Origin of the sequence: Methylobacillus draconifructus, from assembly GCF_045984385.1 — a bacterium.
In the GTDB taxonomy this organism is placed as follows: domain Bacteria; phylum Pseudomonadota; class Gammaproteobacteria; order Burkholderiales; family Methylophilaceae; genus Methylobacillus; species Methylobacillus flagellatus_A.
Map to the genome: position 1 here is coordinate 128291 of NZ_JBJQIJ010000004.1, position 26830 is coordinate 155120.

Annotated in this window: 30 protein-coding genes; 13 read left to right on the forward strand and 17 right to left on the reverse strand. The window is 59.4% G+C overall.

Annotated elements, in window-relative coordinates; genetic code table 11:
• Window positions 1-11: 11 nt before the first annotated feature.
• The 10 genes from fliJ to ACKF11_RS09670 all read left to right on the forward strand — a co-directional run bounded on the left by fliJ (window position 12) and on the right by ACKF11_RS09670 (window position 7508).
• Complete coding sequence (fliJ, locus tag ACKF11_RS09625; RefSeq protein ID WP_407996889.1) at window positions 12-464, forward strand: flagellar export protein FliJ; 453 nt, start codon at window positions 12-14, stop codon at window positions 462-464.
• A gap of 14 nt (window positions 465-478) precedes the next feature.
• A complete protein-coding gene (locus ACKF11_RS09630; RefSeq protein WP_407996890.1) occupies window positions 479-1606 on the forward strand; it encodes a flagellar hook-length control protein FliK in 1128 nt (375 codons plus the stop codon).
• 324 nt (window positions 1607-1930) lie between these two features.
• A complete protein-coding gene (fliL, locus tag ACKF11_RS09635; protein ID WP_407996891.1) occupies window positions 1931-2440 on the forward strand; it encodes a flagellar basal body-associated protein FliL in 510 nt (169 codons plus the stop codon).
• A 22-nt stretch (window positions 2441-2462) separates the two neighbouring features.
• Window positions 2463-3470, forward strand: a complete 1008-nt coding sequence (gene fliM / locus ACKF11_RS09640; RefSeq protein WP_407993875.1) for a flagellar motor switch protein FliM — start codon at window positions 2463-2465, stop codon at window positions 3468-3470.
• Window positions 3460-3888, forward strand: a complete 429-nt coding sequence (gene fliN / locus ACKF11_RS09645; RefSeq protein WP_309566556.1) for a flagellar motor switch protein FliN — start codon at window positions 3460-3462, stop codon at window positions 3886-3888. Before fliM ends, fliN begins: the two co-directional genes overlap by 11 nt.
• 14 nt (window positions 3889-3902) lie before the next feature.
• Window positions 3903-4331, forward strand: a complete 429-nt coding sequence (gene fliO, locus ACKF11_RS09650; RefSeq protein ID WP_407996892.1) for a flagellar biosynthetic protein FliO — start codon at window positions 3903-3905, stop codon at window positions 4329-4331.
• 8 nt (window positions 4332-4339) lie between these two features.
• On the forward strand, window positions 4340-5092 hold the full coding sequence (gene fliP / locus ACKF11_RS09655; RefSeq protein WP_407996893.1) for a flagellar type III secretion system pore protein FliP: 753 nt from the start codon (window positions 4340-4342) through the stop codon (window positions 5090-5092).
• A gap of 18 nt (window positions 5093-5110) precedes the next feature.
• Window positions 5111-5380: a flagellar biosynthesis protein FliQ gene (gene fliQ, locus ACKF11_RS09660; protein ID WP_309566552.1), complete on the forward strand. Its 270-nt coding sequence runs from the start codon at window positions 5111-5113 to the stop codon at window positions 5378-5380.
• 10 nt (window positions 5381-5390) lie between these two features.
• On the forward strand, window positions 5391-6188 hold the full coding sequence (fliR, locus tag ACKF11_RS09665; RefSeq protein WP_407993872.1) for a flagellar biosynthetic protein FliR: 798 nt from the start codon (window positions 5391-5393) through the stop codon (window positions 6186-6188).
• 102 nt (window positions 6189-6290) lie between these two features.
• Window positions 6291-7508, forward strand: coding sequence for an EAL and HDOD domain-containing protein (locus ACKF11_RS09670; protein ID WP_407996894.1), 1218 nt, complete (start codon window positions 6291-6293; stop codon window positions 7506-7508).
• A 228-nt stretch (window positions 7509-7736) separates the two neighbouring features.
• On the opposite strand, the gene flgL is transcribed toward ACKF11_RS09670, so the two are convergent.
• From flgL to flgB, 11 genes are all read right to left on the reverse strand, one after another.
• Entirely contained in the window at window positions 7737-8651 is a 915-nt protein-coding gene (flgL, locus tag ACKF11_RS09675) for a flagellar hook-associated protein FlgL (protein ID WP_407996895.1), read from the reverse strand.
• Between the two features lie 14 nt (window positions 8652-8665).
• Window positions 8666-10603 carry a flagellar hook-associated protein FlgK gene (gene flgK / locus ACKF11_RS09680; RefSeq protein WP_309566547.1) on the reverse strand — a complete coding sequence of 646 codons (1938 nt, stop codon included), beginning with the start codon at window positions 10601-10603 and terminating at the stop codon, window positions 8666-8668.
• 55 nt (window positions 10604-10658) lie between these two features.
• Complete coding sequence (gene flgJ / locus ACKF11_RS09685; protein WP_407996896.1) at window positions 10659-11531, reverse strand: flagellar assembly peptidoglycan hydrolase FlgJ; 873 nt, start codon at window positions 11529-11531, stop codon at window positions 10659-10661.
• Window positions 11532-11543: 12 nt separating this feature from the next.
• Window positions 11544-12650 (reverse strand): flagellar basal body P-ring protein FlgI, encoded by a 1107-nt coding sequence (locus ACKF11_RS09690; RefSeq protein WP_407996897.1) that lies wholly within the window; start codon window positions 12648-12650, stop codon window positions 11544-11546.
• A 10-nt stretch (window positions 12651-12660) separates the two neighbouring features.
• Entirely contained in the window at window positions 12661-13329 is a 669-nt protein-coding gene (locus tag ACKF11_RS09695; RefSeq protein ID WP_309566544.1) for a flagellar basal body L-ring protein FlgH, read from the reverse strand.
• Window positions 13330-13363: 34 nt separating this feature from the next.
• A complete protein-coding gene (flgG, locus tag ACKF11_RS09700; protein WP_309566543.1) occupies window positions 13364-14149 on the reverse strand; it encodes a flagellar basal-body rod protein FlgG in 786 nt (261 codons plus the stop codon).
• A 346-nt stretch (window positions 14150-14495) separates the two neighbouring features.
• Window positions 14496-15236, reverse strand: a complete 741-nt coding sequence (gene flgF, locus ACKF11_RS09705; RefSeq protein ID WP_407993866.1) for a flagellar basal-body rod protein FlgF — start codon at window positions 15234-15236, stop codon at window positions 14496-14498.
• Between the two features lie 262 nt (window positions 15237-15498).
• Window positions 15499-16752, reverse strand: a complete 1254-nt coding sequence (flgE, locus tag ACKF11_RS09710) for a flagellar hook protein FlgE (protein ID WP_407996898.1) — start codon at window positions 16750-16752, stop codon at window positions 15499-15501.
• Window positions 16753-16786: 34 nt separating this feature from the next.
• Window positions 16787-17473 carry a flagellar hook assembly protein FlgD gene (locus tag ACKF11_RS09715; protein WP_407996899.1) on the reverse strand — a complete coding sequence of 229 codons (687 nt, stop codon included), beginning with the start codon at window positions 17471-17473 and terminating at the stop codon, window positions 16787-16789.
• A 29-nt stretch (window positions 17474-17502) separates the two neighbouring features.
• Window positions 17503-17910 (reverse strand): flagellar basal body rod protein FlgC, encoded by a 408-nt coding sequence (gene flgC / locus ACKF11_RS09720; RefSeq protein WP_309566538.1) that lies wholly within the window; start codon window positions 17908-17910, stop codon window positions 17503-17505.
• 32 nt (window positions 17911-17942) lie between these two features.
• Window positions 17943-18338 carry a flagellar basal body rod protein FlgB gene (gene flgB / locus ACKF11_RS09725; RefSeq protein WP_309566537.1) on the reverse strand — a complete coding sequence of 132 codons (396 nt, stop codon included), beginning with the start codon at window positions 18336-18338 and terminating at the stop codon, window positions 17943-17945.
• 232 nt (window positions 18339-18570) lie between these two features.
• Between flgB and flgA the strand changes: the two genes are divergently transcribed.
• The 3 genes from flgA (at window position 18571) to ACKF11_RS09740 (ending at window position 20212) form a co-directional block, all read left to right on the forward strand.
• Window positions 18571-19278 (forward strand): flagellar basal body P-ring formation chaperone FlgA, encoded by a 708-nt coding sequence (gene flgA / locus ACKF11_RS09730; RefSeq protein ID WP_407996900.1) that lies wholly within the window; start codon window positions 18571-18573, stop codon window positions 19276-19278.
• 152 nt (window positions 19279-19430) lie between these two features.
• Complete coding sequence (gene flgM / locus ACKF11_RS09735; RefSeq protein ID WP_407993862.1) at window positions 19431-19733, forward strand: flagellar biosynthesis anti-sigma factor FlgM; 303 nt, start codon at window positions 19431-19433, stop codon at window positions 19731-19733.
• A 29-nt stretch (window positions 19734-19762) separates the two neighbouring features.
• The gene (locus tag ACKF11_RS09740) at window positions 19763-20212 is read left to right on the forward strand and encodes a flagellar protein FlgN (RefSeq protein WP_407993861.1); all 450 of its coding nucleotides are present in this window, start codon (window positions 19763-19765) and stop codon (window positions 20210-20212) included.
• A 45-nt stretch (window positions 20213-20257) separates the two neighbouring features.
• On the opposite strand, the gene motD is transcribed toward ACKF11_RS09740, so the two are convergent.
• The 6 genes from motD to flhA are packed head-to-tail and all read right to left on the reverse strand — an operon-like array spanning window position 20258 to window position 26828.
• Window positions 20258-21061: a flagellar motor protein MotD gene (gene motD / locus ACKF11_RS09745; protein WP_407996901.1), complete on the reverse strand. Its 804-nt coding sequence runs from the start codon at window positions 21059-21061 to the stop codon at window positions 20258-20260.
• A 12-nt stretch (window positions 21062-21073) separates the two neighbouring features.
• Complete coding sequence (locus tag ACKF11_RS09750) at window positions 21074-21814, reverse strand: flagellar motor protein (protein ID WP_407996902.1); 741 nt, start codon at window positions 21812-21814, stop codon at window positions 21074-21076.
• The gene (locus ACKF11_RS09755) at window positions 21796-22530 is read right to left on the reverse strand and encodes an RNA polymerase sigma factor FliA (RefSeq protein ID WP_309566530.1); all 735 of its coding nucleotides are present in this window, start codon (window positions 22528-22530) and stop codon (window positions 21796-21798) included. Before ACKF11_RS09755 ends, ACKF11_RS09750 begins: the two co-directional genes overlap by 19 nt.
• A gap of 13 nt (window positions 22531-22543) precedes the next feature.
• Window positions 22544-23368: a MinD/ParA family ATP-binding protein gene (locus ACKF11_RS09760; RefSeq protein ID WP_407996903.1), complete on the reverse strand. Its 825-nt coding sequence runs from the start codon at window positions 23366-23368 to the stop codon at window positions 22544-22546.
• Window positions 23365-24759, reverse strand: coding sequence for a flagellar biosynthesis GTPase FlhF (gene flhF, locus ACKF11_RS09765; protein WP_407996904.1), 1395 nt, complete (start codon window positions 24757-24759; stop codon window positions 23365-23367). The genes ACKF11_RS09760 and flhF overlap by 4 nt, the downstream gene beginning before the upstream one ends.
• Complete coding sequence (gene flhA, locus ACKF11_RS09770) at window positions 24756-26828, reverse strand: flagellar biosynthesis protein FlhA (protein WP_407996905.1); 2073 nt, start codon at window positions 26826-26828, stop codon at window positions 24756-24758. The genes flhF and flhA overlap by 4 nt, the downstream gene beginning before the upstream one ends.
• Window positions 26829-26830: the final 2 nt, after the last annotated feature.

Sequence of the window (26830 nt, forward strand, 5' to 3'; positions counted from 1 at the left end):
GGGGAAACGGCATGTCTAGCCAGAAAAAGGTGGTATTGAATACGTTGCAGGGATTGGCGGAGAAGGATGTGGACGTTGCAACCGACCGCCTGGGCGAGGCCAGCCGGCAGTTGGCCGAGGCGGAAAAAAGCCTGAACCTGCTGATGCAATACCGTGCCGATTATGTCAGCCAGCGCGACCATGCCATGACGAACGGCATGACGGCGGAAATCTACCAGAACTACCAGAGCTTTCTCGGCAAGTTGTCGCAAGCCATCTTCAGCCAGACCGAGAATGTGGAGCGCTTGCGCCAGGTGCATCATCTGCGCAAGCAGGAATGGCAGGAATGCCAGAAGAAGAAAATGTCCTACGACGTGCTGATCGACCGTGCCGACAAGCGTGCGAACGCGATCGAGCTCAAGCGGGACCAGAAAATGATGGATGAACACGCAACGCGTGTGAGCCGCAACCAGACAAGGCAATAAGCAGGAGCTTCAATATGCAGAATATTCCCGTGCCCAATCAGGCGGCGATTCTCAACAATACCGCGGCCAGCGCTGCGGCTGCCAAGGCGGCAAAGCAGGCGAATGGTGCCAATGACGGACCGGCCTTCAAGGATGTGCTTGCCAAGCAGGTGCAAAACGAAGCCAGGCTGGCCGGCAGCGCGGAGCAGGCATTGCTGCGCCAGCGCCTGCAATTGCAGCTCAGTCTGGGGAGCGAAGGGCAGCAAGCAGTGAACCTTGAGAATCCTGAACTGGTTGCGCCCGAACTCATCGCTGGACAAGGCCTTGCGCCCGAGGATGTGGTGCCGGAGGTTACCGGAGAAGACGTGTTGCAGGCTAAGGATGCGACATTGACCGCCGCTGAAGAGGCGCCTTTGCCCATTGATGGGCAGCCGACGCTGGCTGCGGTCACCCCCGACGTGCAACGCCGGCCTATCGTGGAGGTTGCCGAACTGCCTGACAGGCTGGATGTGAAGCGTGAGCCTGTGGAGTGGCTTGGCAAGGACAAGATGGATGACGTCGAGCCCGAATGGGACAAGGCAGCCGTGCAGGCAACGGCTGCATCGACAGCCAAGGCTGTGGCCGGTAACGAACAATCCGCACCGTTTGCTGATGCACTGGAACAGGTGCAGCAGGCACAGCCCGGCGTGACGGCGTCCTTGCCGCAGGCGCAGCAAGCACAGCAGGCAGCTGCGACGATGGATGTGCGCAGCAACCAGGTGCCTACGCCTTTTGGACAGCCCGGCTGGAACCAGGCCATCGGGCAAAAAGTGGTGTGGATGGCGGCCGGTGGCGAGCAGACAGCTTCCCTGACGTTGAATCCGCCGGATCTCGGGCCGTTGCAGGTGGTGATCCATGTGCACAACAACCAGGCAGATACCACCTTCCTCTCCGACCAGGCGGACGTGCGCCGGGCGCTGGAGGACGGCATGGACAACCTGCGCCAGATGATGAGCGAATCCGGGTTGCAGCTGGGGCAGGCCAATGTGCGGTCCGGACAGCAGGAGGCCCAGCAACAGGCGGCCGGCATGGTCCGTAGCAATCCCGCTAGCCAGGGCGAAGAAACCAGCCAAGTATTGACCAAAGCCGCGAAGGTGATGGGCTTGGTCGATACTTTTGCCTGAGAGTACAGCTAACAAAACTCTCCTGGCGTCGTTGCGCTGCCTTGCCACTGCTTGTATTGTCTATAGTAGAGCGCCTAGCCAGGAACGCTTCGCTGAGTTTTAAGCATCTCTGACAACGTGCTTCTGGCCTCTCTGTGCTGCCTATGACAAAGCCGGAAAGCGGTTTAGTTCTCTACCTCACTGCTCGAGAAGACAATCCCTTGGCTGTCAGCCTAGCGTCTATCCATGGATTTGGCGCGATTTCCTCCTTCTATTTCCCGCATGCTATTCTGGCAATTCTTTCATAATATTTCCTAACGGATAGTAAACGGCGAAGGATTGCAGATGGCGCAACAGGCGGCAAAACAAGAGGCGGCGAAAGAGGCTCCGCCAAAAAAATCAAAAAAAGGCCTGATCCTGGCATTGGTCGGGGGCTTGCTGATCCTGGCGCTCGGCGCAGGCGGCGCCTACTGGTATTTCAGCCAGCAACAGTCCGGCAACCACCAGGATAAGCCCAAGGAGGAAAAGGTGGTGACGAAGGAGCCCGTGTTCGTTACCCTGGATACATTCACCGTTAACCTGCAGCCTGATCCCGACGACCAATATCTGCAAGTGGACCTGACGGTGCAGGTGGGGGACCAGGCCCAGGCCGATATCATCAAGATGCACATGCCCAGCGTGCGCAACCGTATCCTGATCCTGTTGAGCGGCAAGAAGTCTTCGGAGCTGCTGAGCATGGAGGGCAAGAAGACCCTAGCCCAAGAAATCATCGCCCAGCTTTCGGAGCCGTTTTCACCGGGAGCCAAGCCGCAGGCGGTGAATGATGTGTTCTTTACTTCATTCGTGATCCAGTAATCATCCATTAAGCACACAGACCATGGCGGATAATTTTCTCTCCCAGGAAGAAGTCGACGCCCTGCTCAGGGGGGTAACCAACGAGCAGGAAGATGACACGCCTGCCGTCGATCCGGCCGGGGTGCGCAATTACAATCTGGCCACTCAGGAGCGCATTGTCCGCGGGCGCATGCCGACATTGGAAATCATCAATGAACGGTTTGCCCGTTTGCTGCGTATCGGCCTGTTCAATTTCCTGCGTCGTACCACAGAGGTGTCGGTAGGCCCGGTCAAGATTTCCAAGTACAGCGAGTTCATCCGCAACCTGGTGGTCCCGACCAACCTCAACCTGGTGCAGATGAAGCCGTTGCGCGGCACGGCGCTGATGGTGTTCGACCCGACGCTGGTGTTCCTGATCGTGGATAACCTGTTCGGCGGCGACGGGCGCTTCCATACGCGCGTCGAGGGCCGGGACTTCACGCAGACCGAACAGCGCATCATCCAGCGCGTGCTGGCGATCGTGTTCGAGACTTATGCCAAGTCCTGGGAGCCGGTATACAAGCTCGATTTCGAGTATATCCGTTCCGAGATGAACACCCAGTTCGCCAATATCGCCACGCCCAACGAAGTCGTGGTGTCCACCACCTTCAATATCGAGCTGGGTTCCGTCAGCGGCGAGATCCATTTCTGCTTCCCCTATTCGATGATCGAGCCGATCCGCGACGTGCTCACTTCACCCCTGCAAGGCGAGGCGCTGGGCGTGGACAAGCGCTGGGTGCGCCTCATGACGCAGCAGATACAGAGCGCGGAAGTGATGCTCATCGCCGACCTGGCGAAGGCGGAAATGACGTTGGGGGACATCCTCAACATGAAGGTGGGCGACGTGATCCCGCTGTCGATTTCCGAGGCGGTCGAGGCCAAGGTCGACAACGTGCCGGTCATGCAATGCAAGTATGGTGTCTTTAATGGTCAATATGCATTACGTGTAGAGAAATTGCTGCGATCAAATTCCAGTGAATATGTAAAAGGAGAGGTATCCGATGGCGATTGATCCCAATGACGAGCAGTTGATGGACGACTGGGGCGCCGCCATGGCGGAGCAAAGCCAGGCAGAAGAGGCCGAGGCCTCGGCGCTGCAGGGCGGCAAGGCGGAGCAGGCGCCGGTGTTCACCGAGTTTTCTGCCAAGAACAAACTGCACGAAACCCAGAATGATATCGACTTCATCCTGGATATCCCGGTACAGCTCACCGTAGAGCTAGGCCGCACCAAGATCGCGATCAAGAACCTGCTGCAGCTCGCCCAAGGCTCGGTTGTCGAATTGGACGGATTGGCAGGCGAACCGATGGACGTGCTGGTGAACGGCTGCCTGATCGCCCAAGGCGAGGTCGTCGTGGTAAACGACAAGTTCGGTATCCGGCTGACCGACATCATCACGCCCGCTGAGCGCATTCGTAAAATTAACAAGTAACAGAGCCGGTTTCCATGAAGAATACAGAACGCCTGGCTGCATACAGGCTGGCCTTGTCGGGCTTGCTGCTCAGCCCGGCAGTGACATGGGCGGCCGCCGAAGAGGTTTCCGCGACCGGCAGCTTGTTGCGCATGGTATTGGGCCTGGCATTGGTGCTGGGTGTGATGATAGGCATTGCCTGGCTGATGAAGCGCATGACGCCAGGGCTCAAGCAGCAATCCGTGGTGCGCATCGTCGGCGGCGTGAGCGTCGGCAGCCGCGAGCGCGTGGTGGTGGTCGAGGTTGCTGGGCGCTGGCTGGTGCTGGGAGTCGCGCCCGGGCAAGTCACCAGCCTCGCTGATCTCGAGCCGGGAGAGGAAATTCCGCCGGCGGGCCCTGCAACCAGCCAGGCGGCGACGCCGTTTTCAGCCTGGCTGAACAAATCCCTGCAAAGAAAGCCCTGAGAACCGCCATGCCATCACGCTATCTCCACGTTTTACTGTCGTTGGCGCTGCTTGGCCTGCCGTTGCTGGGTCACGCCGCGGAGCCCGGCGGCCTGGGCCTGATCAATAGCCAGCCGGCGGCAGGCGGGGGACAGAATTACTCGTTGAGCATCCAAACCCTGATCCTGCTCACCTCGCTGTCGTTCCTGCCCGCCGCCTTGCTTATGATGACTGGGTTCACCCGCATCATCATCGTGCTGTCATTGTTGCGCCAGGCATTGGGCACGCAGTCATCTCCGCCCAACCAGGTGCTGGTGGGGCTGGCGTTGTTCCTGACCTTTTTCGTCATGGGGCCGGTATTTGAGCGCATCTATACCGAGGCCTACCAGCCGTTCGACGAGGAGCGCATCACCATGCAGGAAGCCATGGTACGCGGTTCCATTCCGCTCAAGGAGTTCATGCTCAAGCAAACGCGCGAATCCGACCTGGCCTTGTTTTTTAAGATGTCGCGCACCGATGCCGTTGCCACCCCTGAAGAGGTGCCGTTGCGCGTCTTGGTGCCGGCGTTCGTGACCAGTGAATTGAAAACCGCCTTCCAGATCGGCTTTGCGATCTTCATCCCGTTCCTCATCATCGATATGGTGGTGGCCAGCATCCTGATGTCGATGGGGATGATGATGGTATCGCCGGCCATTGTGGCTTTGCCGTTCAAGCTAATGCTGTTCGTGCTGGTGGACGGCTGGCAATTGCTGCTGGGTTCCCTGGCGCAGAGTTTCTATTGAGAGGGCAGATAGATGAGCATGAGTCCCGAACAAGTCATGACCATGGGGCGCCAGGCGGCGGAGGTATTGTTGATGATGGCCGGCCCGATATTGCTGGTAGTATTGGCCATCGGCTTGCTGGTGAGCATTTTCCAGGCCGCGACCCAGATCAACGAAACCACGCTGACCTTTATCCCGAAGCTTCTGGGCGTTTTTGCCACCCTGCTGATTGCCGGGCCCTGGATGCTGTCGGTATTTACGGATTACCTCAGGACGGTATTCACGAGCATTCCCACCCTGGCGGGGTGAATGAATCCGCATGGTGACGATCCCCAGCGAGTTCCTGCAGGTGTGGGTGGCGACCCTGATGTGGCCGCTCACGCGTATACTCGCCTTCATCGCAATCGCGCCGTTGTTCAACCACCGCGCGCTGCCGAACAATATCAAGCTGGGGTTCGGCCTGGTATTGACGGTGGCAGTGATCCCGGCCATCCCCGATATCCCGCCGGTATCGGTGTTTTCCATGAACGGTTTGCTGATCCTGTGCCAGCAAGTCCTCATTGGCGCGGCGATGGGCTTCAGCCTGCGCATCATCTTCTCGGCGGTAGAGCTGGCGGGACATGCCGCGGGGATGACCATGGGACTGGGGTTCGCCATGTTCTACGATCCGCAGACTCAGGGGCAGAGCACCGCAATCGGGCAGTTCCTGGTGGTGCTGTCCATGCTGATCTTCCTGAGCATCAACGGCCACCTGGTCGTGATTTCCACGCTGGCCGAGAGTTTTTCCAGCTTTCCTATCACCGCAGAGCCGAATTTCGGCCTGAATCCCTATAAAATCGCCCTGTGGGGAGGCAAGATATTCAGTGCCGGCTTGTTGATCTCGTTGCCCATCATCACGGCATTGCTGCTGGCAAACCTGGCGCTCGGCGTATTGACCAGGGCTGCGCCGCAACTCAACCTGTTCGGCATCGGTTTCCCGATTACAATATCGTTGGGATTCCTGTTGCTGATGCTGGCATTGCCCTACATGATGCAGCCTGTGCAGAAGCTGATGCACGAGAGCATGAGCTTCATGCAGGAGATAGCGCATCCTGTCGTCAAGGCGCCAAGGGAATAATAAAAGCGAAAAGCGGTTCGCAGAACATTTCATTGCTTCGCCCCATCAAGTTTTGCTTTTATTGGCCGCTTAAATAGAACGTCATCTGGAAATTTTGATTGTATGGAACAAGATCAGGCATATATCGGCCGTCAACCCATCATGAACCCATCGCAGGAGATCGTGGCCTACGAGCTGTTCTTCCGCCATAGCGCCGAGGCGACGACCGCGGTATACGAAAACAGTCTGCAGGCCTGCAACCGCGTGCTGATGAACACTATCAACGACATGGGCACCCAATGGCTGCTGGGCGACAAGCTGGCCTTCCTCAACATCAGCGAGGAAATGCTGCACAGCGAGCTCCTGGAACTATTGCCTCCGGCAAAGACCGTGCTCGAGCTGGAGGCATTGGTGGCGCCGAGCAATGAAGTGTTGGAGCGCTGCCAGTTCCTGCGCCAGCGCGGCTACCGGATCGCGCTCAAGGACAAAGGCGAGTCGTTGGTGGGCTCCGCATTGATCGATTATGCCGATTACGTCAAGATCGATATCCTCGCCTATACCATGGACGAAGTAGCGCGGCGCTTCCTGGAATACCAGATTCTCGGTGTCACGGTGGTGGCGGAGAAAGTCGAGCATCATCACCAGTATGAGGCGTGCCATCATATTGGCTTCCACCTGATCCAGGGCTTCTATTTCGCCCATACCGAGACCTTCACCGCCAAGGTGATCAATCCTGCGTTTGCCGCCGTGCTGGACCTGCTGAACATGATCAGCCGCGATGCCGACATGCCCGATATCGAGAACGGCTTCAAGCGTGATGCCGCACTCTCGTTCAAGCTGCTGCGCTATATCAACTCCGTCGGGTTTGGCTTGTCCTGCGAAATACAATCCCTGCGCCATGCGCTCACGATCATCGGCACCAAGCAGTTGTATCGCTGGCTGACCTTGCTGATGGTGACGGCAGGAGAAAACTCCGCCGCGCCGGCGCTGATGAAAACCTCGATCACGCGCGGCCGGTTGACTGAACTCCTTGGGGAGGGCTATTTCGACAAGACCGGGCGCGACAACCTGTTTGTGACCGGCGTGTTCTCCATGCTCGACCTGATGCTGGAAATGCCGATGGAAAAGGTGCTGGAAAAGATAGACCTGCCCGATGCCATCCAGGATGCCTTGCTGCGCCGGCAGGGCGTCTACGGGCCGTTCCTGCAACTGGCGGAGGCTTGCGAAAACCAGGACAACAGCCGCATCATCGCCTTGGCGGAAAGCCTGCAGCTTGACCCGAACAAGGTCAACGACTCGCATATCGCTGCCCTGTCATGGGTGGAGGCGCTCGGGGTATAGCACGCCTAGTCTGAGGAGCAAACAAAAAGCCGGAGTGTTCCTCCGGCTTTTTGTTTGAAAGCGGCTGGTATCGTTGCTTAGTCCCAGCTCCACTTGGCGCTATTGACAGGAGCGGCTGACAAAACCCAGCGAAGCGATCCTGGCTAGGCGCTCTGCCACAGGCCGTACAAGCGGTACGACAAGGCAGGGCAACAACGCCAGGAGAGTGTTGTTGGCCGCGCTTGGGATTTAGATCAAGTTGAACAGGGAAAGGCTGGTGGTGGCAACGAAAGCCTTCTGCGCGGCCTCGAGCACAGTCTGCTGCTTGGCCAGGTCGGACAATGCCTTGGCGTAATCGAGATCCTGCAGTTCCGATAGAGACTTGGCATATTGCAACTCGCGGCTGTCGCCGTCGCTATTGAGTGCCGTGATCTCCTTGAGGGCGGAACCATTGCGGGCCCGCACGGTGAGCACATTGTCTAGGGTGCCTTGCAAGGCATTGCTGGCCGCCGTCAGTCCATCCTGCAACGCCTGGGCGTCGGCCGGGCTGCTTACCGGAGTCTGCAGCAAGTCGGTAATCGTCGCCAATGCGGCAAATATATCGTTGCCGTTCGCCTGGAAGACATTGGGGCCGTTGTCGGCAACCGGCAGTTGGCGGGTATTGGATACCTGCAATTGGCGGACCTGGTTGTCGCCGTTGTAGGTGGCGCCTGCCGCATTGAGCGTGTAGGGCACGGTGTCCGTGCTGTAGCCGGCATACAGGTAGTTGCCGCTGCCATCCTGGGCGTTGGCCAGGCCGACCAGCGCTTCGAGATCGTTTTTCAGGTCAATGGCGATATAGCTGCGCTGGGTGTCGTCATAGGAGGCGTTGCCTGCCTCGGTGAGCCTGGCCTTGGCTGCAATCAGCAAGTCTGTGACACTTTGCAGGTTGCCTTCTATCGCGTTCATGCCGTTTTCGGCGAACATGCGGTTGCGCTCGAATTGCGTGTTGACGCGTTGCGCGTTTTGCAATTCCAGCGCGCGTGCTGCGCCTACAGGGTCGTCTGCAGGTGTCAGAATGCGCTTCTTGCTCGAAATCTGCTGCATGAGGCGGTCTTGCTCAACCTGCAGCTGCGAGAGTCTGTTCAGGCCGTTCTGGTATAGGGTGTTGGTGCTGATACGCATGGCACGTTCCTCGTTTATCTGATCGATAGCACTGTTTCAAACAGCGTGCTGGCAATCTGCATCACCTTGCCTGCCGCCTGGTAGGCTTGCTGGTAACGGATCAGGTTGACTGCCTCTTCATCCAGGTTGACGCCGGATTCGCTTTGCTGCGCGGTAATCGATTGCGCCAGCAGCGCATCCTCGGCAGCCCCCGTGACTTGCAGTTCGCGGGTGCGATTGCCGATGTAGCTCACCAGCTGGTTGAAGGTGTCCTGGTAGGATGCGGTGCCGCTGAGCATGGTCTTCGCGGTTTGCAAGGCAGCCAGTTGCAGCGCGTTGCGGTTATCGCCCGCGGCATTGCTGGTATTGGCCGCAATTGTGAACTGGTCGCCATCCGCCGGGGCGCCGCTCAGGCTGAAGCTGATGCCTGCCACGCTGATAGTGGCGCCGGCGCTGTACGGGACTGTGCTGCCCGCCGGATAAGTCGTGGTGACGCCCGCGCTGGTGGTGACCGTGATGGCCTCGCCGGCGGGGAAGCCGCTCAGGTCGCCGCTGTTGTAGCTCAGGGTGAACGGGCTCGCGAGCGGGGCGCTGGCGTAGCCGTTGCTCACGGTGGCGCCGCTGATCGCGCCGCTGCCGGTGTTGCCGCTCGCAGCCGAAGTCGCGATGACGGGCGCGCCGGCGGCGATGTCAGCGATCTGCTTGACTGCCACGGAGAGATCGGTCGCCGCATTGGCTGTCGGCCTGATGAGGAATTCATCGCCCGTGTTCATGGCGCCGCCTGCCAGGGTGAAGCTGACGCCGTCTATCGTCTGCGGCAGGCTGCCGAAGGTTTGCACGGTATTGTCGCTGAGGCGGGTGACGATGTAGTTCGACCCGTCATAACGCAGGCGGTAGTCGCTTGCCGTCAACAGGTTGGCATCGGTAATGCTGCTGGAAATATCGGCATTGCCGGTATTGCGGCTGCTGGCATTCACCTGCGGTGAGGGGATGTTGAAGAAATTGCCGCCTTGCACGTTGTTGTTGGTCAGGCCTTGCTGGTGCTGGGTGTTGAACGACTGCGCCAGTGCGACGGCGATCTGCCCCAATGTATTCTGGGCCTTGTCCAGGGATTCGCGGCGGTATTCGATCAAGCCGCCGATGACGCCGCCCTGCAGGCTTTGTTCGGAGAGAATGGAGACGGTCGAGCCGACTTGGTAGGCGACTTCCAGCTTGCCCGGGTTGGTGGGCGAGTTGACCGTGGTGAGCGAATACGCGGTCAGTCCGTTGACCAGCGGGATGCCGTTGCCGATGGAGATATTGTATTTGTTGCCGTCCTGCACCACGACGGTACCCTTGATTTCCTTGTTCAGCGCGAGCACCAATTGGTCGCGTTGGTCCAGCAGATCGTTCGGCGGCTGGCCCGTGCTGGTTGTCGCCAGGTCGATGGCTTCGTTGAGCCGCGCGATTTCCTTGGCGTAGTGGTTGACCGTATTGACGCTGGCGGTCAGCTGCGAATTCACCGAACTCTGCATTTCCTGCAGGCGGGTTCCCAGGCTGTTGAAGCGGCTGACCAAGGCTTCCGCGTTGGACAGCATGGCCTGGCGCGACGCCGCGTCGTTGGGTGCGGACGACAGGTCGTTGATCGAGTCGAAGAAATCCTGGATAGCAGGAGAAAGGCCCGCTTCCGAATCGGCCAGCATGTCGTTGATCTGGTTGATATTGGAAAGCTGGGTGTTGATCGAACTGGCGATGGACTGGCTGTTGCTGATCTGGCGCGACAGCAAGTCGTTGTAGATACGCTTGACCGTGTCGACCTGCGTCCCGTTGCCCAGGTAGCCGAAGCCCCAGTTCTGCGCCTGGTTGGTGGACTGCACGATCACCTGGCGCGAATAGCCCTCGGTATTGGCATTGGCGATGTTGTGCCCTGTGACGCTGATGCCTACCTGGGCGGCATTGAGTGCAGTTTTGCCGATGTTGAATATATTGGACATGGGGCGTATCGATCAAGGTTACGTAAGTGGGTGAACGGCATAAAATTTGTAAACTTTAAGCAGCCGTGACGTTTTCGATCACTCGCCGCAGCTTGCTGGCGTACTGGGGATCGGTGGCATAGCCCGCGTCCTGCATCGCCTGGGCGTAGCCAGCGGTGCTGCCGGTATTGCCCATTACATTCTCGTAGCGCGGGTTGTTGCGCATCATGTTGGCAAAGTCGCGGAACGAATCGGCATAGGAGTCATAGGCGCGGAATTTCTCGATGCGCTTTTGCGGCATGCCGTTGATATATTCGGTGGTGAGCGCGTCTACCGTCTTGCCTTTCCAGTTCGGCCCGGCCTTGATGCCGAACAGGTTGTTGCTGGGAGTGCCGTCGGCGCCAGTAATCTGGCGCTTGCCCCAGCCTGTTTCCAGCGCCGCCTGGCCCAGCATCAGGTGGGCGGGGATGCCGCTGTCCTGGCTGGCCGCCTCCGCATGCTGGCTCATCTGCTGCACGAATTCACGCGCATTCTGCGGCAGGGCTTGATTGGCGCTGGCTGCCGACTGGCTCGCATTGAGCGGCATGCTTCTCGGGGTAGGAGCCAGGGAGTCCAGCGCTTCCGGCGGCACGCTGGTGAGGCTGCCTTGCAGCTGGCGGGCCAGCATGTCGGCAAGGCCGGTGCCGCGGTTGGCTATCTGCTGGCTGAGCTGCTGGTCTAACATTGAAGTAAAGGTGCGGCTTTGCTCGCTGTCGAACATGCTTTCCTTGGGCGTGGCGTCGCGCATGCTTTTCAGCATCATGTTGATCATCAAGGCTTCGAACTGCACTGCCGCGGCCTTGATCGATTCCGGGCTGTTGTCGCGCGCAGCGTATTTCAGGTTGTTCAGGCTGTTGGCATCGGCCGCCATCCTGCCGTTGATATCCATATTGAGATTGTAGGCAGCCATGTCGCCGTGCTCCTAGATGATTTCCAGGTCGGCGCGCAGCGAGCCAGCCGCCTTCATGGCCTGCAGGATGGCCAGCAAATCCTGCGGCGTGGCGCCGATGGCATTCAGCGCCTTCACCACGTCGGCAAGCGAGGTGCCCTTATCCAGCTTGATGACCTTGCCCGGCTCCTTGTTGATTTCCACCTGGGAAACCTGGGTGGCCACCGTCTGTCCGCCGGAGAACGGGCCTGGCTGGCTGATGGCGGGAGCGGTGTTGATGACCACGGAGAGGTTGCCATGGGAAATGGCGCAGTCATCCAGCGTCACGGCCTGGTTCATGACCACGGAACCGGTGCGTGCGTTGAGGATCACCTTGGCCGGGCCCTGGGACGGCTTGACGTCGAGGTTCTCCAGGTTGCCGATGAAGGCGATCCTGTTGGTGTCCATGGGGGGCTGCACCTGGATCACGCGCCCATCGAGCGGCGTGGCGGTGCCATTGCCGAAGCGCTTGTTGATGGCGTCGACCACCATGCTGGCGGTGGAGAAATCGGCTTCCTTGAGCTCCAGCCTGATGGTGCTGGTTTCGGTCAGCTGGCTAGGCACGGCGCGTTCCACGATGGCGCCGGCAGAAATGCGCCCTGCGCCAAGGTGGTTGATCTGCGTGCTGGTGCCGTTGGCGCCCGCTCCCGCGCCGCCGATGACCAGGTTGCCCTGGGCCATGGCATACACCTGGTTGTCCGCGCCCTTGAGCGGGGTCATGAGCAGGGTGCCGCCGCGCAGGCTGCGCGCGTTGCCCATGGACGATACCGTGACGTCCATGTTCTGGCCGGGCTGGGCGAAGGGCGGCAAGTTGCCGGTGACCATGACAGCGGCCACGTTGCGCAATTGCAGGTTGGTGCCGCTGGGCAGGTTGATGCCCATCTGCTGCATCATGCTGACGATGCTTTGCACCGTGAACGGGGTTTGCGTGGTCTGGTCGCCCGTGCCGTCCAGGCCGACGACCAAGCCATAGCCGATGAGCTGGTTGGAGCGCACGCCCTGGACGGTGGTGAGGTCCTTGATGCGCTCCGCATCGGCCGGCAGAGCCAACAATAAGGCAGCGAGCGCGGAGATCAGGGCGAGAGGGCGTGTGAGTGTCATGGTGTCAACCTTACAAAGGCACGAAGCTCAGGAAGAAGCGGGTGAGGATGGACATCACCTGGGCAGCGTCCATATTGCTGTTGGTGCGGTATTCAATGCGTGCATCGGCAACGCGGCTCGAGGCGACGGTATTGCCGGCGGCGACATACATCGGGTCCACCACGCCTGAAAAGCGCACGAACTCGGTGCCGCGGTCGAACGCTACCTGTTTTTCGCCGCTGACGACCAGGTGGCCGTTGGGCAGGACTTCCGTCACGGTGGCGCTGATGGTGCCGGTGAACACGTTGCGAGAGTTGGATGCGGCGGCATCGTCGTAGGAGTTGTCCGAGGCGGCATTGAAGCTTGCCTTGGGCACGTTGTGGCCGAACAGGCCGGTAATGCCGGCATTGACCGCGCCCGACTTGCTGGCGGAATTGGTGCCCGACTTGGTGGCGGAAGTGTTCTCGGTGATGTTGATGACGATGGTGTCGCCGACCAGGCGCGCACGCTTGTCTTCAAGCAAGGGGCGGTAGGTCGCCGGGCTGTAGATGCCGCCGCTATTATAGGCCGTCTGCACGGGGGCGACGGGGCGCGCAGTATTGGGCGCCTGGGTAATGGTCTTGGGGGTGACGGCGCACCCGCTGCCGAGCAGCAATAGGCCCAATGCCAGCCAGGTCCTTGAGTAGATAAGCGATCGCATATATTGTCCTTTGCCACCCATGTTCATGCCGGGGTTACAGTTGCGACAGGCGTTGCAGCATCTGGTCCGAAGTGGAAATCGCCTTGCTGTTGATCTCATAGGCGCGCTGGGTCTGGATCATGCTGACCAGCTCTTCCGCCACGTTGACGTTGGAGGTTTCCAGGTATTGGTGTATCAGCAAGCCGGTGCCATTCATGCCGGGCTGGTTGATGTTGGCGGCCCCGGAAGCGGCGGTCTCGATATACAGGTTCTCGCCGCGCGACTGCAGGCCGGCCGGGTTGATGAAGGTCGCCAGCTGGAAGGTGCCGATCTGCACGGCGTTGTTCGGGTTGTCCGGCAACACCACGGACACCGTGCCGTCGCGCGCTACCGTGAGGCTTAGCGCATTCGGCGGGACGATGATGGCCGGCTGCACGGTGAAGCCGCTGGCTGTCACCAGCTGGCCCTGGTTATCAAGCTGGAAAGCGCCATCGCGGGTATAAGCCGTGGAGCCGTCAGGGAGCAGCACCTGGAAGAAACCTTCGCCGCTGATGGCGACGTCCTTGTTGTTGCCGGTCTGCTGCAGGTTGCCCTGGATATGGATGCGTTCGGTCGCCACAGGACGGACGCCGGTACCCAGTTGCAGGCCCGAAGGCAGCTGGGTCTGCTGGGAGGATTGCGCGCCGGGTTGGCGGATGTTCTGGTAGAGCAGGTCCTCGAATACGGCGCGGGTTTTCTTGAAGCCGTTGGTGCTGACGTTGGCCAGGTTGTTGGCAATCACGTCCATCTGCGTTTGCTGGGCATCAAGGCCGGTCTTGGCGATCCATAGCGAACGTATCATGGTCTGCTCCTTTGCAATGGCAGCATCGGGCTGCCGGGATTCTGGAATCTAAGAACCTGTTCAAAGCCCTTTTATAGGATACGCAAGGCCCCAAAACGCGTCTGGTCAAGGCGCAGTCCGCAGGTAATGCTTATTGCCTTGCCAAGGACTGTAACGCGGAGCGGGCGCGTTTTGGAGCCTTGCCCTCCGGGTTGTCCGGCCAGCGCAGCCGCTGCGGTGTTGCAAATCCTTGCCGGGCAATAAGCCCGTCTGCGGTTTGCGCCTTGCATCGACTACCCCGGCCGCACAACGTACTCTATGAAAGGACTTTAAACAGGTTCTAGGGCCTATGCTACTCCAGCACCGCTCAACTTAAACTGAAGATCTGACCCGCTTTTGTGGCGTTATTCTCCGCGTTCTGGATCAACTTGGTTTGCAGGTCGAACTGGCGCGCCTGGGAGATCATGTTGACCATTTCTTCCACGACGTTCACATTGCTGCCTTCCAGCGCGCCGCTTGCCACCGTCACCGTGGCGTCGGCGTTCAGGGGCTGGCGGTTCTTAGTCTCGAACAGGCCGTCCGTTCCGCGCACCAGGTCCGCGTCGTTCGGGTTGACCAGCTTCAGCCGGCCTATGAGGTTGGTGAACAGCGGCACGACATTGGTGGCGACAGCGGAGACCGTGCCGTCATTGGCAATCGCAATCTTGGCCTCGGGCGGGATCGTAATCGGGCCGCCGTCGCCCACGACCGTGAGGCCGTCCTGGGTTTGCAGGACGCCGTTCTCGTTCAGCTTGAAATTGCCGTTGCGGGTATAAGCCTCGGTGCCATCCGGCCTTTGCACCGCGAACCAGCCGCGGTCGCGGATGGCGACGTCGAGCTCGCGGCCGGTGGTGTTGATGACGCCGCTGTTGAAATTAGTGCCTACCGTGGCATCGACAACGAATGCGCGGGTAGGCAGGCCGTCGCTCAATACGGGAACCGCACGGAAACTGTCTATCTGGGCACGGAAGCCGGTTGTCGTGGAGTTCGCCAGGTTGTTGGCCGTGGTCGATTGCTGCTCCATGATGTGTTTCAGGCCGGTCATGGCGGTATAGATCAGGCGGTCCATGGTGGTTCCTTTCTCTTGTTAGCGGTTAACAAAACTCTCCTGGCGTTGTTGCTCTGCCTTGCCGTACTACTTGTACTGTCTGCGGCAGAGCGCCTAGCCAGGAGCGCTTCGCTGAGTTTTGTTAACCGCTTTTATTACTGTAGTGGTTGGATGGCTTTGCATTCGCGCGTAGAACAAGGCGGGCTGCCGCAGACCGTGCTTTTCGCATGGCAAGGCAGCCCAAGGCGGTTATACGCTTGAAGGCGAATCCATGTTCAATCAATCAACGCAGGTTGACCAAGGTCTGCATGATCTGGTCCTCGGTCTTGATGGTTTGCGCATTGGCCTGGTAGACGCGCTGCGCGGTGATCATATTGACCAGTTCAGCCGTCAGGTCGACGTTGGAATCCTCCAAACGGTAGGATTGCAGCACGCCCAGGCCGCCGGAGTTGGCGACGCCGACGATGGGAGGGCCGGACTCGGAAGTTTCAGCCCATTGGTTGTCTCCCAACGGCTGGAGGCCGTTGAGGTTGCGGAAGTTGGCAAGAGCGACTTGGCCCAGTATCGCGCTTTGACCGTTGGAGTAGCGGCCGAGAATGGAACCGTCGGAGCCTACGCTGAAGCTCGACAAACGGCCCGCGCTGTAACCATCCTGCCCAAGGTCGCTTTCGCTGAAGGAGTTGGCGAACTGAGTACTGCCAGCCAGATTCAAGGTAACCGACATGGGGGTGAGGCCGCCGGTTCCGACCGGAATGCTGATGTTCGGGGTCGCCGGCGTGATTGTCGGATTGATGCCTGAGCCGGTGAATACCATGGTGCCGACAGGAACGGGAGGCGTGCCCACGGGCGTCTGGACGCCATCTGCGCTTGCCATGATCGTCCATGTGGTGGTGGCGGGCGTTACGGCGGTATCAACGCCTGTCTTGAGGTAATACAGCTGCACCGCGTGCGAGTTGCCCAGCGAGTCGAACACCTCGATCGGGGTCGAGTGGCTGTAAGTGCTGGGGTCGTTGATGTCGAACAGATCCGGATCCAGGATGTCCGCGCGTGAGTCCAGGTTCAACGGCCCGGTAATGGAGGTGGTGGCGCGCGGAGCAAGGTCTGCGGCATCAATGCGCAGCTCGGTCAGGGCGCCGGTCTGGATTTGGCCGTTGACTAGGGCATATCCTGTCAAGCGCTGCCCGGAAGCGTTCTCGATATAACCATCCTTGCTCAACTGGAACTGTCCGTTGCGGCTGTAGGTGATGGCACCGTTGTCGCTCATGCGGAAGAAGCCGTTGCCATTGATAGCCACGTCCAGCGGGTTTTGCGAGTTGGAAATGTTGCCTTGCGTGAACTGCTGGGTGATCGCGGCGATCTTGGTGCCGATGCCGATCTTGGACGCGTTGCCGCCGCCCAGGGAGTTGGCATAGACGTCGGCGAACTCCGTGCGCGATTGTTTGAAGCCGACGGTGCTCGCATTGGCAACGTTGTTGCCGATGACTTCAATGTTCTTGGAAGCGGCGTTGAGCCCGCTCAAACCCTGTTGGAAAGCCATGTTGTTCTCCTGGTGGTAGATACCTGGGTTGTGGTTAGAAAATCTGCTTGATCTGGTCTGTGGTAATTGCTGCCAAATTGCTCAGGTTGAGCTTGACGCCGTCGCTGCCGGTGGACACGCTCATGACCTGTTCATAGCTGAGCGTGGTCGACGCAACGGTGCTGTTGCCCGTGGTTGCGGTCGCTTCGATGGTATAGCGGCCGTCTGTCAGTTTCGCGCCGTCGTCGCCATAGCCATTCCAGCCCAGGGGCGTGATGCCGGCTTGCTGGTTGGTTACGGTGATGGTTTTCACCACCGCGCCCGAGCTGTCCTTGATATTGACGGTGAGCTTGTCCGCACCGACAGGCAGCTCGACGCCGAAATAGGCAGCGGACTCGCCCTCGGTTTCGGTAGGGGCGAGATAGGTGCTGTTGCCTTCCACCAGGACAGTATTGCCGATCAGGCTGGAGGCTTGCAGGGCCTGTGTCGCCTGCATGCTGCTGATGAACGTGGACAGCGTGGCGTTCATCTTCTCGATCCCGGTCACGGTGGACAGTTGCGCCATCTGGCTCGTCACCTCGGCGTTGTCCATCGGGTTGAGCGGGTCCTGGTTCTTCATCTGGGCGATCAACAGCTTCATGAACCGGTCCTGGGTTTCGGAAATGCTGCTGGCACTGCTGGTCGAGCTAGTGCCGTTCATGCTGGTGAGCAGTGAGTCGGAAATGCCTGAGGTGCTTGCCATGATCGTTACTCGCTTTCAGGGTCTGAGGTTTATTGGCCGATGGTCAGGGTCTTGAGCAGCATGGATTTGGCTGCATTCATGGTTTCAACATTGTTCTGGTACGACCTGGATGCCGAGATCATGTTGACCATCTCTTCGGTGACGTTGACGTTGGGCATGGCGACATAGCCGTTGGCGTCAGCCAGGGGGTGCTTGGGATCGTACTTGAGCTGCGGCGGCGCCTGGTCTTCCACGACCTGCTGCACCTTGACGCCTTGCGCATCGCCGTTGGGGTTCACCGGCACGGCGGAAAACACAATATGCTTGGCGCGGTAGGGCTGGCCGTTGGAGCTGGTCACGCTATCGGCATTGGCCAGGTTGCTTGCCACGACGTTCAGGCGCTGGCCCTGCGCACTCATGGCCGACCCGGAAATATTGAATACATTAAAAAGTGACATTCACGTCTCCTTCAAGATTTAGGCGGCCGCCATTACTGGCCTTGTATCGCGGACAGCAGCTTCTTGATCTGCCCGCTGATCATGGTGGCGCTGGCTTCGTAGCGTAATGCGTTGTCGGCGAACTGGTTGCGTTCCACGTCCATGTCGACCGTATTGCCGTCGACGCTGCCCTGGATAATGGAGCGGTACAGCACGCCGTTCTGATGGCTGGCGGTGGCGGGGATATGGCCGGGGTTGGTGGTGTCCGCTTTCAGTCCGCCGGAGGCGCCGGCGAGGGCCTGTTTGAAAGTGTCGGCAAAATTGATGTCGCGCGCCTTGTAGCCCGGGGTATCGGCATTGGCGATATTGGCCGCCAGCAGTTCCTGGCGTTGCCCGCGCACGCGCAGCGCGGTTTCATGGAAATTGAGTGCGGCATCCAGTTTGTTCATCGTACAACCTCCCTTGCTAACGGCGGCGGTCAAGAAATGCGTGCGACTGCCGTTATTTCAGATGATTGCGAGTCTAGAACCTGTCGTGCAAATTCCATTGCATGAACAAGGGGGAAATTCCCCTCTTGTTTCCTGCTTATGTACTTGCATGCCTCAGTAAAATGCACCTTGATCTGAATTCCAACCACTATCCTGAATGAATAGTGCCAACCCGGAGCCGAGGAGGGGTGCAATGAAGCGAGTATATATCACTGGGCGTATCGTTGCCTTGCTGATTGCCTGCCTGTGCGGGATGCCGGTGCATGCAGCGGCCAACCACCAGGATTTGACGCAGCTGCGGGTCCAGGTAGAGCAGTTCTTGTTGAGCCAGAGTGCAGGAATGCCCGGCAAGGTGTCGGTATCGGCAGTCGCCGTGGACTCGCGCCTCAAGCTGGCAAGTTGCGACAATCTACAGATGTCATTGCCTCCCGGCAGCAAAATCTGGGGACGGACCAGCGTGGGCGTGCGCTGCAATGCGCCGCAAGTCTGGACCATCTATGTACAGGCCAACGTGCAGGTCATGGCGGAATACCTGATTGCCGCAGGCCCGCTCGCGCAAGGGCATATCATTACCGAGCAGGATCTGGCCAAGAGTCAGGGGGATCTTGCCAAGCTGCCGCCGGGCGTGTTCACGGATGCGAGCCAGGCAGTCGGACGAGCGGTATACGTGCCGTTGAGCGCAGGCACGGTGCTGCGGCAGGAAATGCTGCGCGTATTGCCGGTCGTGCAGCAGGGGCAGAAAGTAGTGCTCAACACCATAGGCGAAGGCTTCAGGGTGTCGGCGGAAGGTACGGCACTGAGCAACGCGGGCGAAGGCCAGCGTGTGAAGGTGAAGGTGGGCAACGGCCAGGTGGTCAGCGGGCTGGCGCGCCAGGGCGGCTTGATTGAGGTCATTTTCTAGCGCAGTCATACTCAAGGCATTTTCGATACGGGCTTTGTGACTTTGGCAAAAGGCTTTAAACTTTTTTACTAAAGTTAACAAAAATGCCGCCGATAAGAGCAATATATCGGTATGCGGTTTTGCCGTAGATGAAACTAGCTTAAGGAATTGCCATGAAAATTGATGACGCACTTCAGAAAGCGGTTGCGCTTAGCAATGACAAGACTGAGAACAGGCCTGCTCCTCGCACCAGCGAGACCAAAACGCCTGTTGCTGGCGAAAGTGTCACCTTGTCCCCCTTGGCTTCGCAATTGCAATCCATTGAAGCCGCCGGAGCCAATGAGCAAGTATATGACGCGGACAAAGTCAGCGCGATCAAATCTGCTATTTCCAGCGGCCAGTTCAGGGTTGACTCTGAAAAGGTCGCAGATGGCCTTATCAACACAGTAAAAGATCTGTTGACAGCCCAACGTTAAGGCTGCGCAGGAAGAAAGGGTATCCTGACATGACCACAGCCAGCTTCGAGCGTGAAATTGCGTTGACCGACAACCTGCTGGAGCTTTTGAAGCGCGAGCAGGCCTGCCTGGTCAAGGTGGATGTGGATGCCATGGAAGGCTTGCTCAATGAAAAGTCCCGCGTCTTGCAGGACATCAACGCCACTACCCAGGCCCGTTACCAAGCGGTGGCAGCCTTGGGCTTCGGTACGGACGAGCGCGGCCTTGCCGCCTGGATCGCAGCCCAGGATGTCGTCATCCAGGAGTCCTGGAGCAGGTTCCAGGGCCTGATAGACCAGGCCAAAGAGCTCAATCGCGTGAATGGCGTCCTTATCAACAAACAGTTCCATCGCAACCAGCAGGTGCTCGACACCTTGGGCAGGCCACCGTCCGCAGGACAGTTCTACGGCCCGAACGGCCAGGCCAGTTCGGGTTCAGGCCTCTACAATGCGCATGCCTGAAAAATAGTACAAGGATAACGAAAAGCCGGGATGTTTCCGGCTTTTTTATTGCTGGATGTCTGCTGCTTGGAGTTTCTCGGGTTTGCGGTAGAGCACCATGATAGAGACGCGGCGGTTCTGCGCGCGCCCTTCGGCGGTCTCGTTGTCAGCGACGGGTTGCGTGTCGCTATAACCGACAGCGCTGAGCCGTTCTGCATCGATGCCGTTTTCTATCATCTTGCGCACTACGCTGGTGGCACGCATCGAAGACAGCTCCCAGTTGGAGGGAAACTGGGCATTGCTGATCGGGGCGTTGTCGGTATGGCCTTCCACCTGGATGGCAGATTGCTGGTCAGCCAGCACCTGGGTGATTTCATTGATGGGAGCGTTCGCTTCCGCCTTGATGGCGGCCGAGCCTGCCTGGAACAGCACGCCGTCGGCAATGTCGATGCGCACGCCCCGGCTGGTCTTGCTGATATTGATCTTGCCGTTCGTGGCCAGGCTGCCGAGCGTGCGATTCAGGTTGGCGATCATGGCGCTGATGTTTTCCTGTTCCTGGCGCTGTTTTTCCTTCTGCAGGCGTGCCAGCGGCAGGGCGTTGATCAACGAGCTGGTGGGAGGGGTCTTGAGGACACTCTTACCTGCGGGGGACTTGGCGTCGGGCGGAGGATTCGCCTCTTTGTCGGGCGGGGTGCCGCTGAATGCGCTGCCCAACGCGGAGGTGAGTTCCTTGTATTTCTGGTCGTTGACCGACGAAATGCCATACATGACCACGAAGAAGGCGAACAGCAGGGTAATGAAGTCGGCGTAGGAGACTAGCCAACGGTCATGGTTGTCCGGGTCATCCTCAAATTTTCTTCTTCTTCCCATATCGCCCTGAGATTAGCGTAAGTATGCATTCAAGCGCTCTTCCACGATCTTGTGGTTTTCGCCATTCGCGATTCCCACCATGCCCTCGACCACCATTTCGCGGCGTGTGGTCTCCAGTTGCACAAGCGCCTTGAGCTTGTTGGCGACCGGCAGGAAGAGCAGGTTGGCAAAGCCGACGCCGTAGATGGTCGCAACGAAGGCAATCGCGATGCCGCTGCCCAGCTTGCTCGGGTCGGAGAGGTTCTCCATGACATGGATCAGGCCGAGCACTGCACCCAGGATGCCGATGGTCGGGGCGTAGCCGCCGGCCGCTTCCCATATTTTGACCGCGTTGCGCTGCGCTGCCTCATAGCGGTTGATATCCACGTTGCAGATATCGCGGATTTTCTCGGGGGGCGTGCCGTCTATCACCAGGCGCAATGCCGTTTTCACGAAGGGGTCCGGTTCCGAGTACATATGGTTTTCCAGCAGCAGGATGCCGTCCTTGCGCGCAATCTGGCTCCAGGTGCTGATGCGGCGCGCCAGTTTTTCCCTGTCGTCCGCCGGGGGCAACACCACCCATTTCAATAGGCGTATCCCCTGGATGAAGAACACGGGGCGGGTTTGCAACAGCACCGCGCCTATGGTGCCGAACAGCACGATCATGAATGCGGCGGGCTGGACGAGCGAGCTGAACTTGCCGCCTTCAAGCGCTTGCCCAAGCAGGATGCCGGCAAGGGCGAGGAGTATGCCGCCTAGGCTGCTCCAGTCCACAACTTTTCTTTCAGGTTGGTGCGCAGGCGTGCAACAGCCTGGGTGTGCAATTGGCAAACCCGGGATTCGGATACGCTCATGATGGCGCCGATTTCCTTGAGGTTCATTTCTTGTTCGTAGTAAAGGCCCATGAGGATTTTCTCGCGTTCAGGCAGCGAGTCGATGGCGTCGATCAATGCTTCGCGGAAGTCGGTGGAAAGCAAGGCTCTCAGCGGGTCTCCGGAGTCATCGGACTGATAGCGGTCCAGGAAGTGGTCGCCGCTGTCCTGCTCGCTGAAATCTTCGTAATAGATGAGTTGGTGGCCGCTGCAGTCATCCAGCATTTCTTGGAAATCATCCATGGAAAGGTTGAGTTCGCGCGCAATTTCGCCCTCGGTGGGCGGCCGGCCGAGTTTCTGCTCCAGCAGGTGCACGGCCGTCTCGACATCGCGCATATTCTTGCGCACGCTGCGCGGCAGCCAGTCGGCGCGGCGCAGTTCGTCGATCATGGAGCCGCGGATGCGTTGTGCGGCATACGTCTCGAATTGCGCGCCATGGTTGTCTTCATAGCGGTTGGTGGCATCGAGCAGCCCCATCATGCCGGCTTGTATCAGGTCGTCGATATCGACGCTGGCGGGCAGCTTGGCCTTGAGCTGGTAAGCAATTTTCTTGACCAGGCTTGCATGCTGCTTCAGCAGTTCTTCCTTCGGGCTGGTTTTTCCATGCAAGGTGTACATCACTTGGGTCCTCTTAGCTGAGCGACGTTTCCAATAAACCATGATTATGGTCTATTTTGCCCGCTAATGCCTTAAATGCTGCCGCAGCCTTGGTCATGGGGAAGGCTTCGATGACGCTGCGGCCGAGTTTCGCGGCGATGCCCAGATGTTCGTCGGACGGGATCATCCCGGCAAAATCGAGCTCGATATAAAGGTGCCGGCGCGCCACTTCTGCAATGTTGTTGAAGACGACGCGCGCCTGCGCCTCGCTGGCATGCGACACCACGATGTCGAAGGAGCGCCTGCCTATCTGGCCGCATAGTTGCTTGATCAGGGTGTAAGCCTGGGTAATGGAACCGACATCCCGTGTCATGTGTATCAGTATCTCCCCATGATGTAGTACGTCCAGCGGCATGGCGTCTTGAGCGTTGAGCGCCGCATCCACCAGAACGATGTCGTGCTGGCTTGCCATGGCAAGGAATATCCGCTCGAGCTGCTGTTTGATGTTGTCGTTTTGCAGAAAACGGCCGGCGGAATTTCCTGACAGCAATTTTGCAACAGAATAGCCTTGGCTGTCATTGTTTATTAACGGCTGGTGCAGTTCCGGCCGCATGATGGCTTCCAGCAATGTTCCCTGCTCGGCATTGATGCCGTAATGGCCGACCTCGCGCATCAAGGCGCTGGTCGCCTCCACGATCAGCACCTTGTTTCCTTGCCGGTAAAGCGGGGCGGCAAGGTTGGTCATGAATCTGGCGTGCTCAGGTTTGCTGGCCGCGGAAAGCAGGGAGATGATCCTGGGCTTGGGGCCTGCCATGAGGCGGCGCAGGCCGGCCGCCTGGTCTTTATGCTGTTGGTTCATGCGAGGCCTCCTGCGATTTTTCCGCTGCTGGCGATGTTGGCCATCAGGAACGGCATTTCCGCATCGCGGAACTGGAATTGCTCCGCCTTCTTGCGCGTCATCTTGAATGCATGGTGCGCGAGGAAGTTGTTGTTGGCGATATGGATGTCCTCGGGCACGCGCTGGCCGTTGGCGACGTAATACAGCTTGAGGCGCTCTCGGATGGTGATGTCGAGCACGCTGCCGATCGAGGCGGCCTCGTCCAGCTTTGTGATGATGCCGCCGTCCAGGCCGTAGCGTTTGTAGACGTCCATGACGTCGGCCAGGGTTTCGCCGGAGCTGGTGGCGTTCATGCACAGGATCTTCTTGATCGGCAGGCCGGTCTTGGACAGCATGGCAATTTGCTCCGCCACCATGCGGTCGCGCTGGCTGACGCCTACCGTGTCGATCAGGATGGTGTGCTTGCCCTTGAGCTCGTTCAGGGCAATGCGCAGGTCGGCCTCGTCCTTGACCGCATGCACCATGACGCCGAGGATCTTGCCGTAGATGCGCAATTGCTCGTGCCCGCCTATACGGTAAGAGTCGGTCGTGATCAGGGCCAGTTTTCCCGGGCCGTGCTTCATCACGAAGCGGGCGGCAAGTTTGGCGGTGGTGGTGGTCTTGCCGACGCCGGTCGGGCCGACCAGCGCATAAATGCCGCCCTGGTCGAGAATCTGTTGTTCGTCGGTGATGGTGTTGATGTTGTTGCTGAGCACGTTGTGCAGCCATTTCATGGCTTCGGCCTCGCTGTGGCCAGCAGGGACTTTTTCGGCAATCTGGCGCGAGAGGCCGGCGCTGAAGCCGGCCGAGATCATCTTGCCGAGCACGCTGGACTTCACCGGGTCACGTTGCTGGATATTGGTCCAGGTGATTTCGGTCAGCTGCGACTCGATGGCGCCGCGCATGGAGCGCAGCTCCTGCATCATATTGGCCATTTCTCGCTGGGCCATGCGGTCTTGAGCGGCCTGTTCGCTCACCGGCTGGGCGTTGTTCTTCACCAGGGGCTTGGCGACTTGGGGCAAGGCTGCCTGTATCTCCGGGCGTACGGGCTGCTTGCTTGCGGCTTGCGCGCGCTGTTGCTGCAGCGCCTGGTGGTTCAGCGGCTCCGCCGTTTTCAGGATGCGCTGGTTGCGGCTCAGCATGGACACCAGGGTTTCTTCCACGTCTGGCATCGGAGCCTGCGCCTTGGTGGCGGCCGGCTTCGGCTTGTCGCGCGCCACCAGCGTCGCCATGTCCTCCTCGCGGAACGCCAGGATTTCGTTACCGCCTTCGACGGCACGGTTGGAGAGGATGACGGCATTGGCCCCCAGTTCTTGCTTGACCATGTTCAAGGCCTCGCGGGAGTTTTTTCCGAAGTAACGTTTGATGTTCATGCTTGGCCTCCAATTAGGCTGGTAACGCGTATGGTTTTGGTGTCAGGAAGTTCTTCATGCGAGAGCACACGCAGGCGCGGGGCTGCGCGGCGCAGGAATCTGGATAGTGCGGTGCGTAGCGAGCTGGGAACCAGCAGCACCGGGGCCAGGCCCATTTGCTCCTGCTGTTTGGCCGCATTGGCGGTCTGGGTCGAGAGGGTCTCCGCCAGCCCCGGCTCGATGGCCGCGCCGCCATTGGCGCTGGCTTGCAATGCCTGCATCAGCAAGCGTTCCAGGTTGTGGTCCAGGGTCATGACCGGCACCTCGTTGCCGGTGGGGAACAGCTGCTGCACGATGGCGCGCCCGAGCTGGATGCGTACCAGCGAGGTGAGCTCGTCGGTATCCTGGGTGCGCGGGCCATGCTCGGACAGGGTTTCGATGATGGTGCGCATGTCGCGGATATGCACGCCTTCCATCAGCAGGTTCTGCAGCACTTTCTGCACGCTGGACAGGCTGAGCGACTTGGGCACCAGGTCTTCCACCAGCTTGGGGGATTCCTTGCCCACATGGTCGAGCAATTGCTGTACTTCCTGGCGGCCCAGCAATTCCGCCGCGTGTGAAGTGATCATGTGGTTGAGGTGGGTGGCGATCACCGTGCTGGTATCGACCACGGTATATCCCATGGCTTGCGCCTGGTCGCGGATATTGGCCTCGATCCATACTGCCGGCAGCCCGAATGCGGGATCGGTCGTGGCCGTGCCGCTGAGCGGGCCGGTGACGTTGCCCGGGTCGATCGCCAGGTATTGGCCGGGAAAGGATTCTCCGTTGCCGATCTCGACGCCTTTCAATGTGATGCGGTAGCCTGCAGGGCGCAGCTCCAGGTTGTCGCGGATATGGATGGGCGGGGGCAGGAAGCCGACTTCCTGGGCGAATTTCTTGCGCAATCCCTTTATGCGCTTCAACAAGTCGCCGCCCTGGGCGACATCGACGAGGGGGATCAGCCGGTAGCCGACCTCCAGGCCGATGACATCCACCGGCATCACGTCGTCCCAGCTGGCTTCCGGGGAATCGGTGGCTGGCGCAGGCGTTTTTTCAGGTTCGGCTTCCTTGACTTGCTGTTTCTTTTCGGCTGCATAGGCAATGCCGGCCAGCAAGCCTGCAAGCAGCAGGAAGGCGAAATGGGGCATGCCGGGGATCAGGCCCAGGCCGGCAATGATGGCAGCGGTGATATAGATGGCGCGGGGATTGGCAAACAGCTGTTCCGTCAACTGGTTACCGATGTCGCGATCGTCGGCAACCCGGGATACGACGACGCCGGCAGCCACCGAAATGATCAGGGCTGGAATCTGCGCCACCAGGCCGTCGCCGATCGCCAGCAGGGTATAGTTCTTGACCGCGTCGGCAAAGCTGAGATCGTGCTGAACCATGCCGACGATCAAGCCCCCGAGGATGTTGATCACGATCACCAGGATGCCTGCCACCGCATCGCCGCGCACATACTTGCTGGCACCGTCCATGGCGCCGTAGAACTCGGCTTCCTGGCCAATTTCCTTGCGGCGGCTGCGTGCCTCCTCTTCGCCGATCAGGCCGGCGTTCAGGTCCGCATCGATCGCCATTTGCTTGCCGGGCATCGCATCCAGCGTGAACCGCGCGCCGACTTCCGCGATACGGCCCGCACCCTTGGTGACCACGACGAAATTGATGATGGTCAGAATGACAAATACCACAATCCCCACAGTGTAGTTGCCGCCGATCAGGAAGTGCCCGAACGCCTCGATCACCTTGCCGGCCGCATCCGGGCCGGTGTGTCCTTCTGTCAATACGACACGGGTGGAGGCGACGTTGAGCGAAAGCCGCAGCATGGTGGTGACCAGCAATACGGTCGGGAAGGCGATGAAATCCAGCGGCTTGGAGGTTTGCAGGCCAACCAGCAGCACCAGAATGGAGAGCGCGATATTGAAACTGAACAAGGCATCCAGCGCGATGGCCGGCAATGGCAGGATCATCATGGCGAGCAGCATGATGATAATGATGGGCGCCGCCATCGAGGCTCCGCCGTTCAGCCACGAAGGGAGTTTGAAAGCATTCATGA

Excerpts from the sequence above, each read along its gene's own strand:
- fliJ (WP_407996889.1), top strand. The coding sequence starts at position 12 with ATGTCTAGCCAGAAAAAGGTGGTATTGAATACGTTGCAGGGATTGGCG.
- ACKF11_RS09630 (WP_407996890.1), top strand. The coding sequence starts at position 479 with ATGCAGAATATTCCCGTGCCCAATCAGGCGGCGATTCTCAACAATACC.
- fliL (WP_407996891.1), top strand. The coding sequence starts at position 1,931 with ATGGCGCAACAGGCGGCAAAACAAGAGGCGGCGAAAGAGGCTCCGCCA.
- fliM (WP_407993875.1), top strand. The coding sequence starts at position 2,463 with ATGGCGGATAATTTTCTCTCCCAGGAAGAAGTCGACGCCCTGCTCAGG.
- fliN (WP_309566556.1), top strand. The coding sequence starts at position 3,460 with ATGGCGATTGATCCCAATGACGAGCAGTTGATGGACGACTGGGGCGCC.
- fliO (WP_407996892.1), top strand. The coding sequence starts at position 3,903 with ATGAAGAATACAGAACGCCTGGCTGCATACAGGCTGGCCTTGTCGGGC.
- fliP (WP_407996893.1), top strand. The coding sequence starts at position 4,340 with ATGCCATCACGCTATCTCCACGTTTTACTGTCGTTGGCGCTGCTTGGC.
- fliQ (WP_309566552.1), top strand. The coding sequence starts at position 5,111 with ATGAGTCCCGAACAAGTCATGACCATGGGGCGCCAGGCGGCGGAGGTA.
- fliR (WP_407993872.1), top strand. The coding sequence starts at position 5,391 with ATGGTGACGATCCCCAGCGAGTTCCTGCAGGTGTGGGTGGCGACCCTG.
- ACKF11_RS09670 (WP_407996894.1), top strand. The coding sequence starts at position 6,291 with ATGGAACAAGATCAGGCATATATCGGCCGTCAACCCATCATGAACCCA.
- flgL (WP_407996895.1), bottom strand. The coding sequence starts at position 8,651 with ATGCGTATCAGCACCAACACCCTATACCAGAACGGCCTGAACAGACTC.
- flgK (WP_309566547.1), bottom strand. The coding sequence starts at position 10,603 with ATGTCCAATATATTCAACATCGGCAAAACTGCACTCAATGCCGCCCAG.
- flgJ (WP_407996896.1), bottom strand. The coding sequence starts at position 11,531 with ATGGCTGCCTACAATCTCAATATGGATATCAACGGCAGGATGGCGGCC.
- ACKF11_RS09690 (WP_407996897.1), bottom strand. The coding sequence starts at position 12,650 with ATGACACTCACACGCCCTCTCGCCCTGATCTCCGCGCTCGCTGCCTTA.
- ACKF11_RS09695 (WP_309566544.1), bottom strand. The coding sequence starts at position 13,329 with ATGCGATCGCTTATCTACTCAAGGACCTGGCTGGCATTGGGCCTATTG.
- flgG (WP_309566543.1), bottom strand. The coding sequence starts at position 14,149 with ATGATACGTTCGCTATGGATCGCCAAGACCGGCCTTGATGCCCAGCAA.
- flgF (WP_407993866.1), bottom strand. The coding sequence starts at position 15,236 with ATGGACCGCCTGATCTATACCGCCATGACCGGCCTGAAACACATCATG.
- flgE (WP_407996898.1), bottom strand. The coding sequence starts at position 16,752 with ATGGCTTTCCAACAGGGTTTGAGCGGGCTCAACGCCGCTTCCAAGAAC.
- ACKF11_RS09715 (WP_407996899.1), bottom strand. The coding sequence starts at position 17,473 with ATGGCAAGCACCTCAGGCATTTCCGACTCACTGCTCACCAGCATGAAC.
- flgC (WP_309566538.1), bottom strand. The coding sequence starts at position 17,910 with ATGTCACTTTTTAATGTATTCAATATTTCCGGGTCGGCCATGAGTGCG.
- flgB (WP_309566537.1), bottom strand. The coding sequence starts at position 18,338 with ATGAACAAACTGGATGCCGCACTCAATTTCCATGAAACCGCGCTGCGC.
- flgA (WP_407996900.1), top strand. The coding sequence starts at position 18,571 with ATGAAGCGAGTATATATCACTGGGCGTATCGTTGCCTTGCTGATTGCC.
- flgM (WP_407993862.1), top strand. The coding sequence starts at position 19,431 with ATGAAAATTGATGACGCACTTCAGAAAGCGGTTGCGCTTAGCAATGAC.
- ACKF11_RS09740 (WP_407993861.1), top strand. The coding sequence starts at position 19,763 with ATGACCACAGCCAGCTTCGAGCGTGAAATTGCGTTGACCGACAACCTG.
- motD (WP_407996901.1), bottom strand. The coding sequence starts at position 21,061 with ATGGGAAGAAGAAGAAAATTTGAGGATGACCCGGACAACCATGACCGT.
- ACKF11_RS09755 (WP_309566530.1), bottom strand. The coding sequence starts at position 22,530 with ATGTACACCTTGCATGGAAAAACCAGCCCGAAGGAAGAACTGCTGAAG.
- ACKF11_RS09760 (WP_407996903.1), bottom strand. The coding sequence starts at position 23,368 with ATGAACCAACAGCATAAAGACCAGGCGGCCGGCCTGCGCCGCCTCATG.
- flhF (WP_407996904.1), bottom strand. The coding sequence starts at position 24,759 with ATGAACATCAAACGTTACTTCGGAAAAAACTCCCGCGAGGCCTTGAAC.
- flhA (WP_407996905.1), bottom strand. The coding sequence starts at position 26,828 with ATGAATGCTTTCAAACTCCCTTCGTGGCTGAACGGCGGAGCCTCGATG.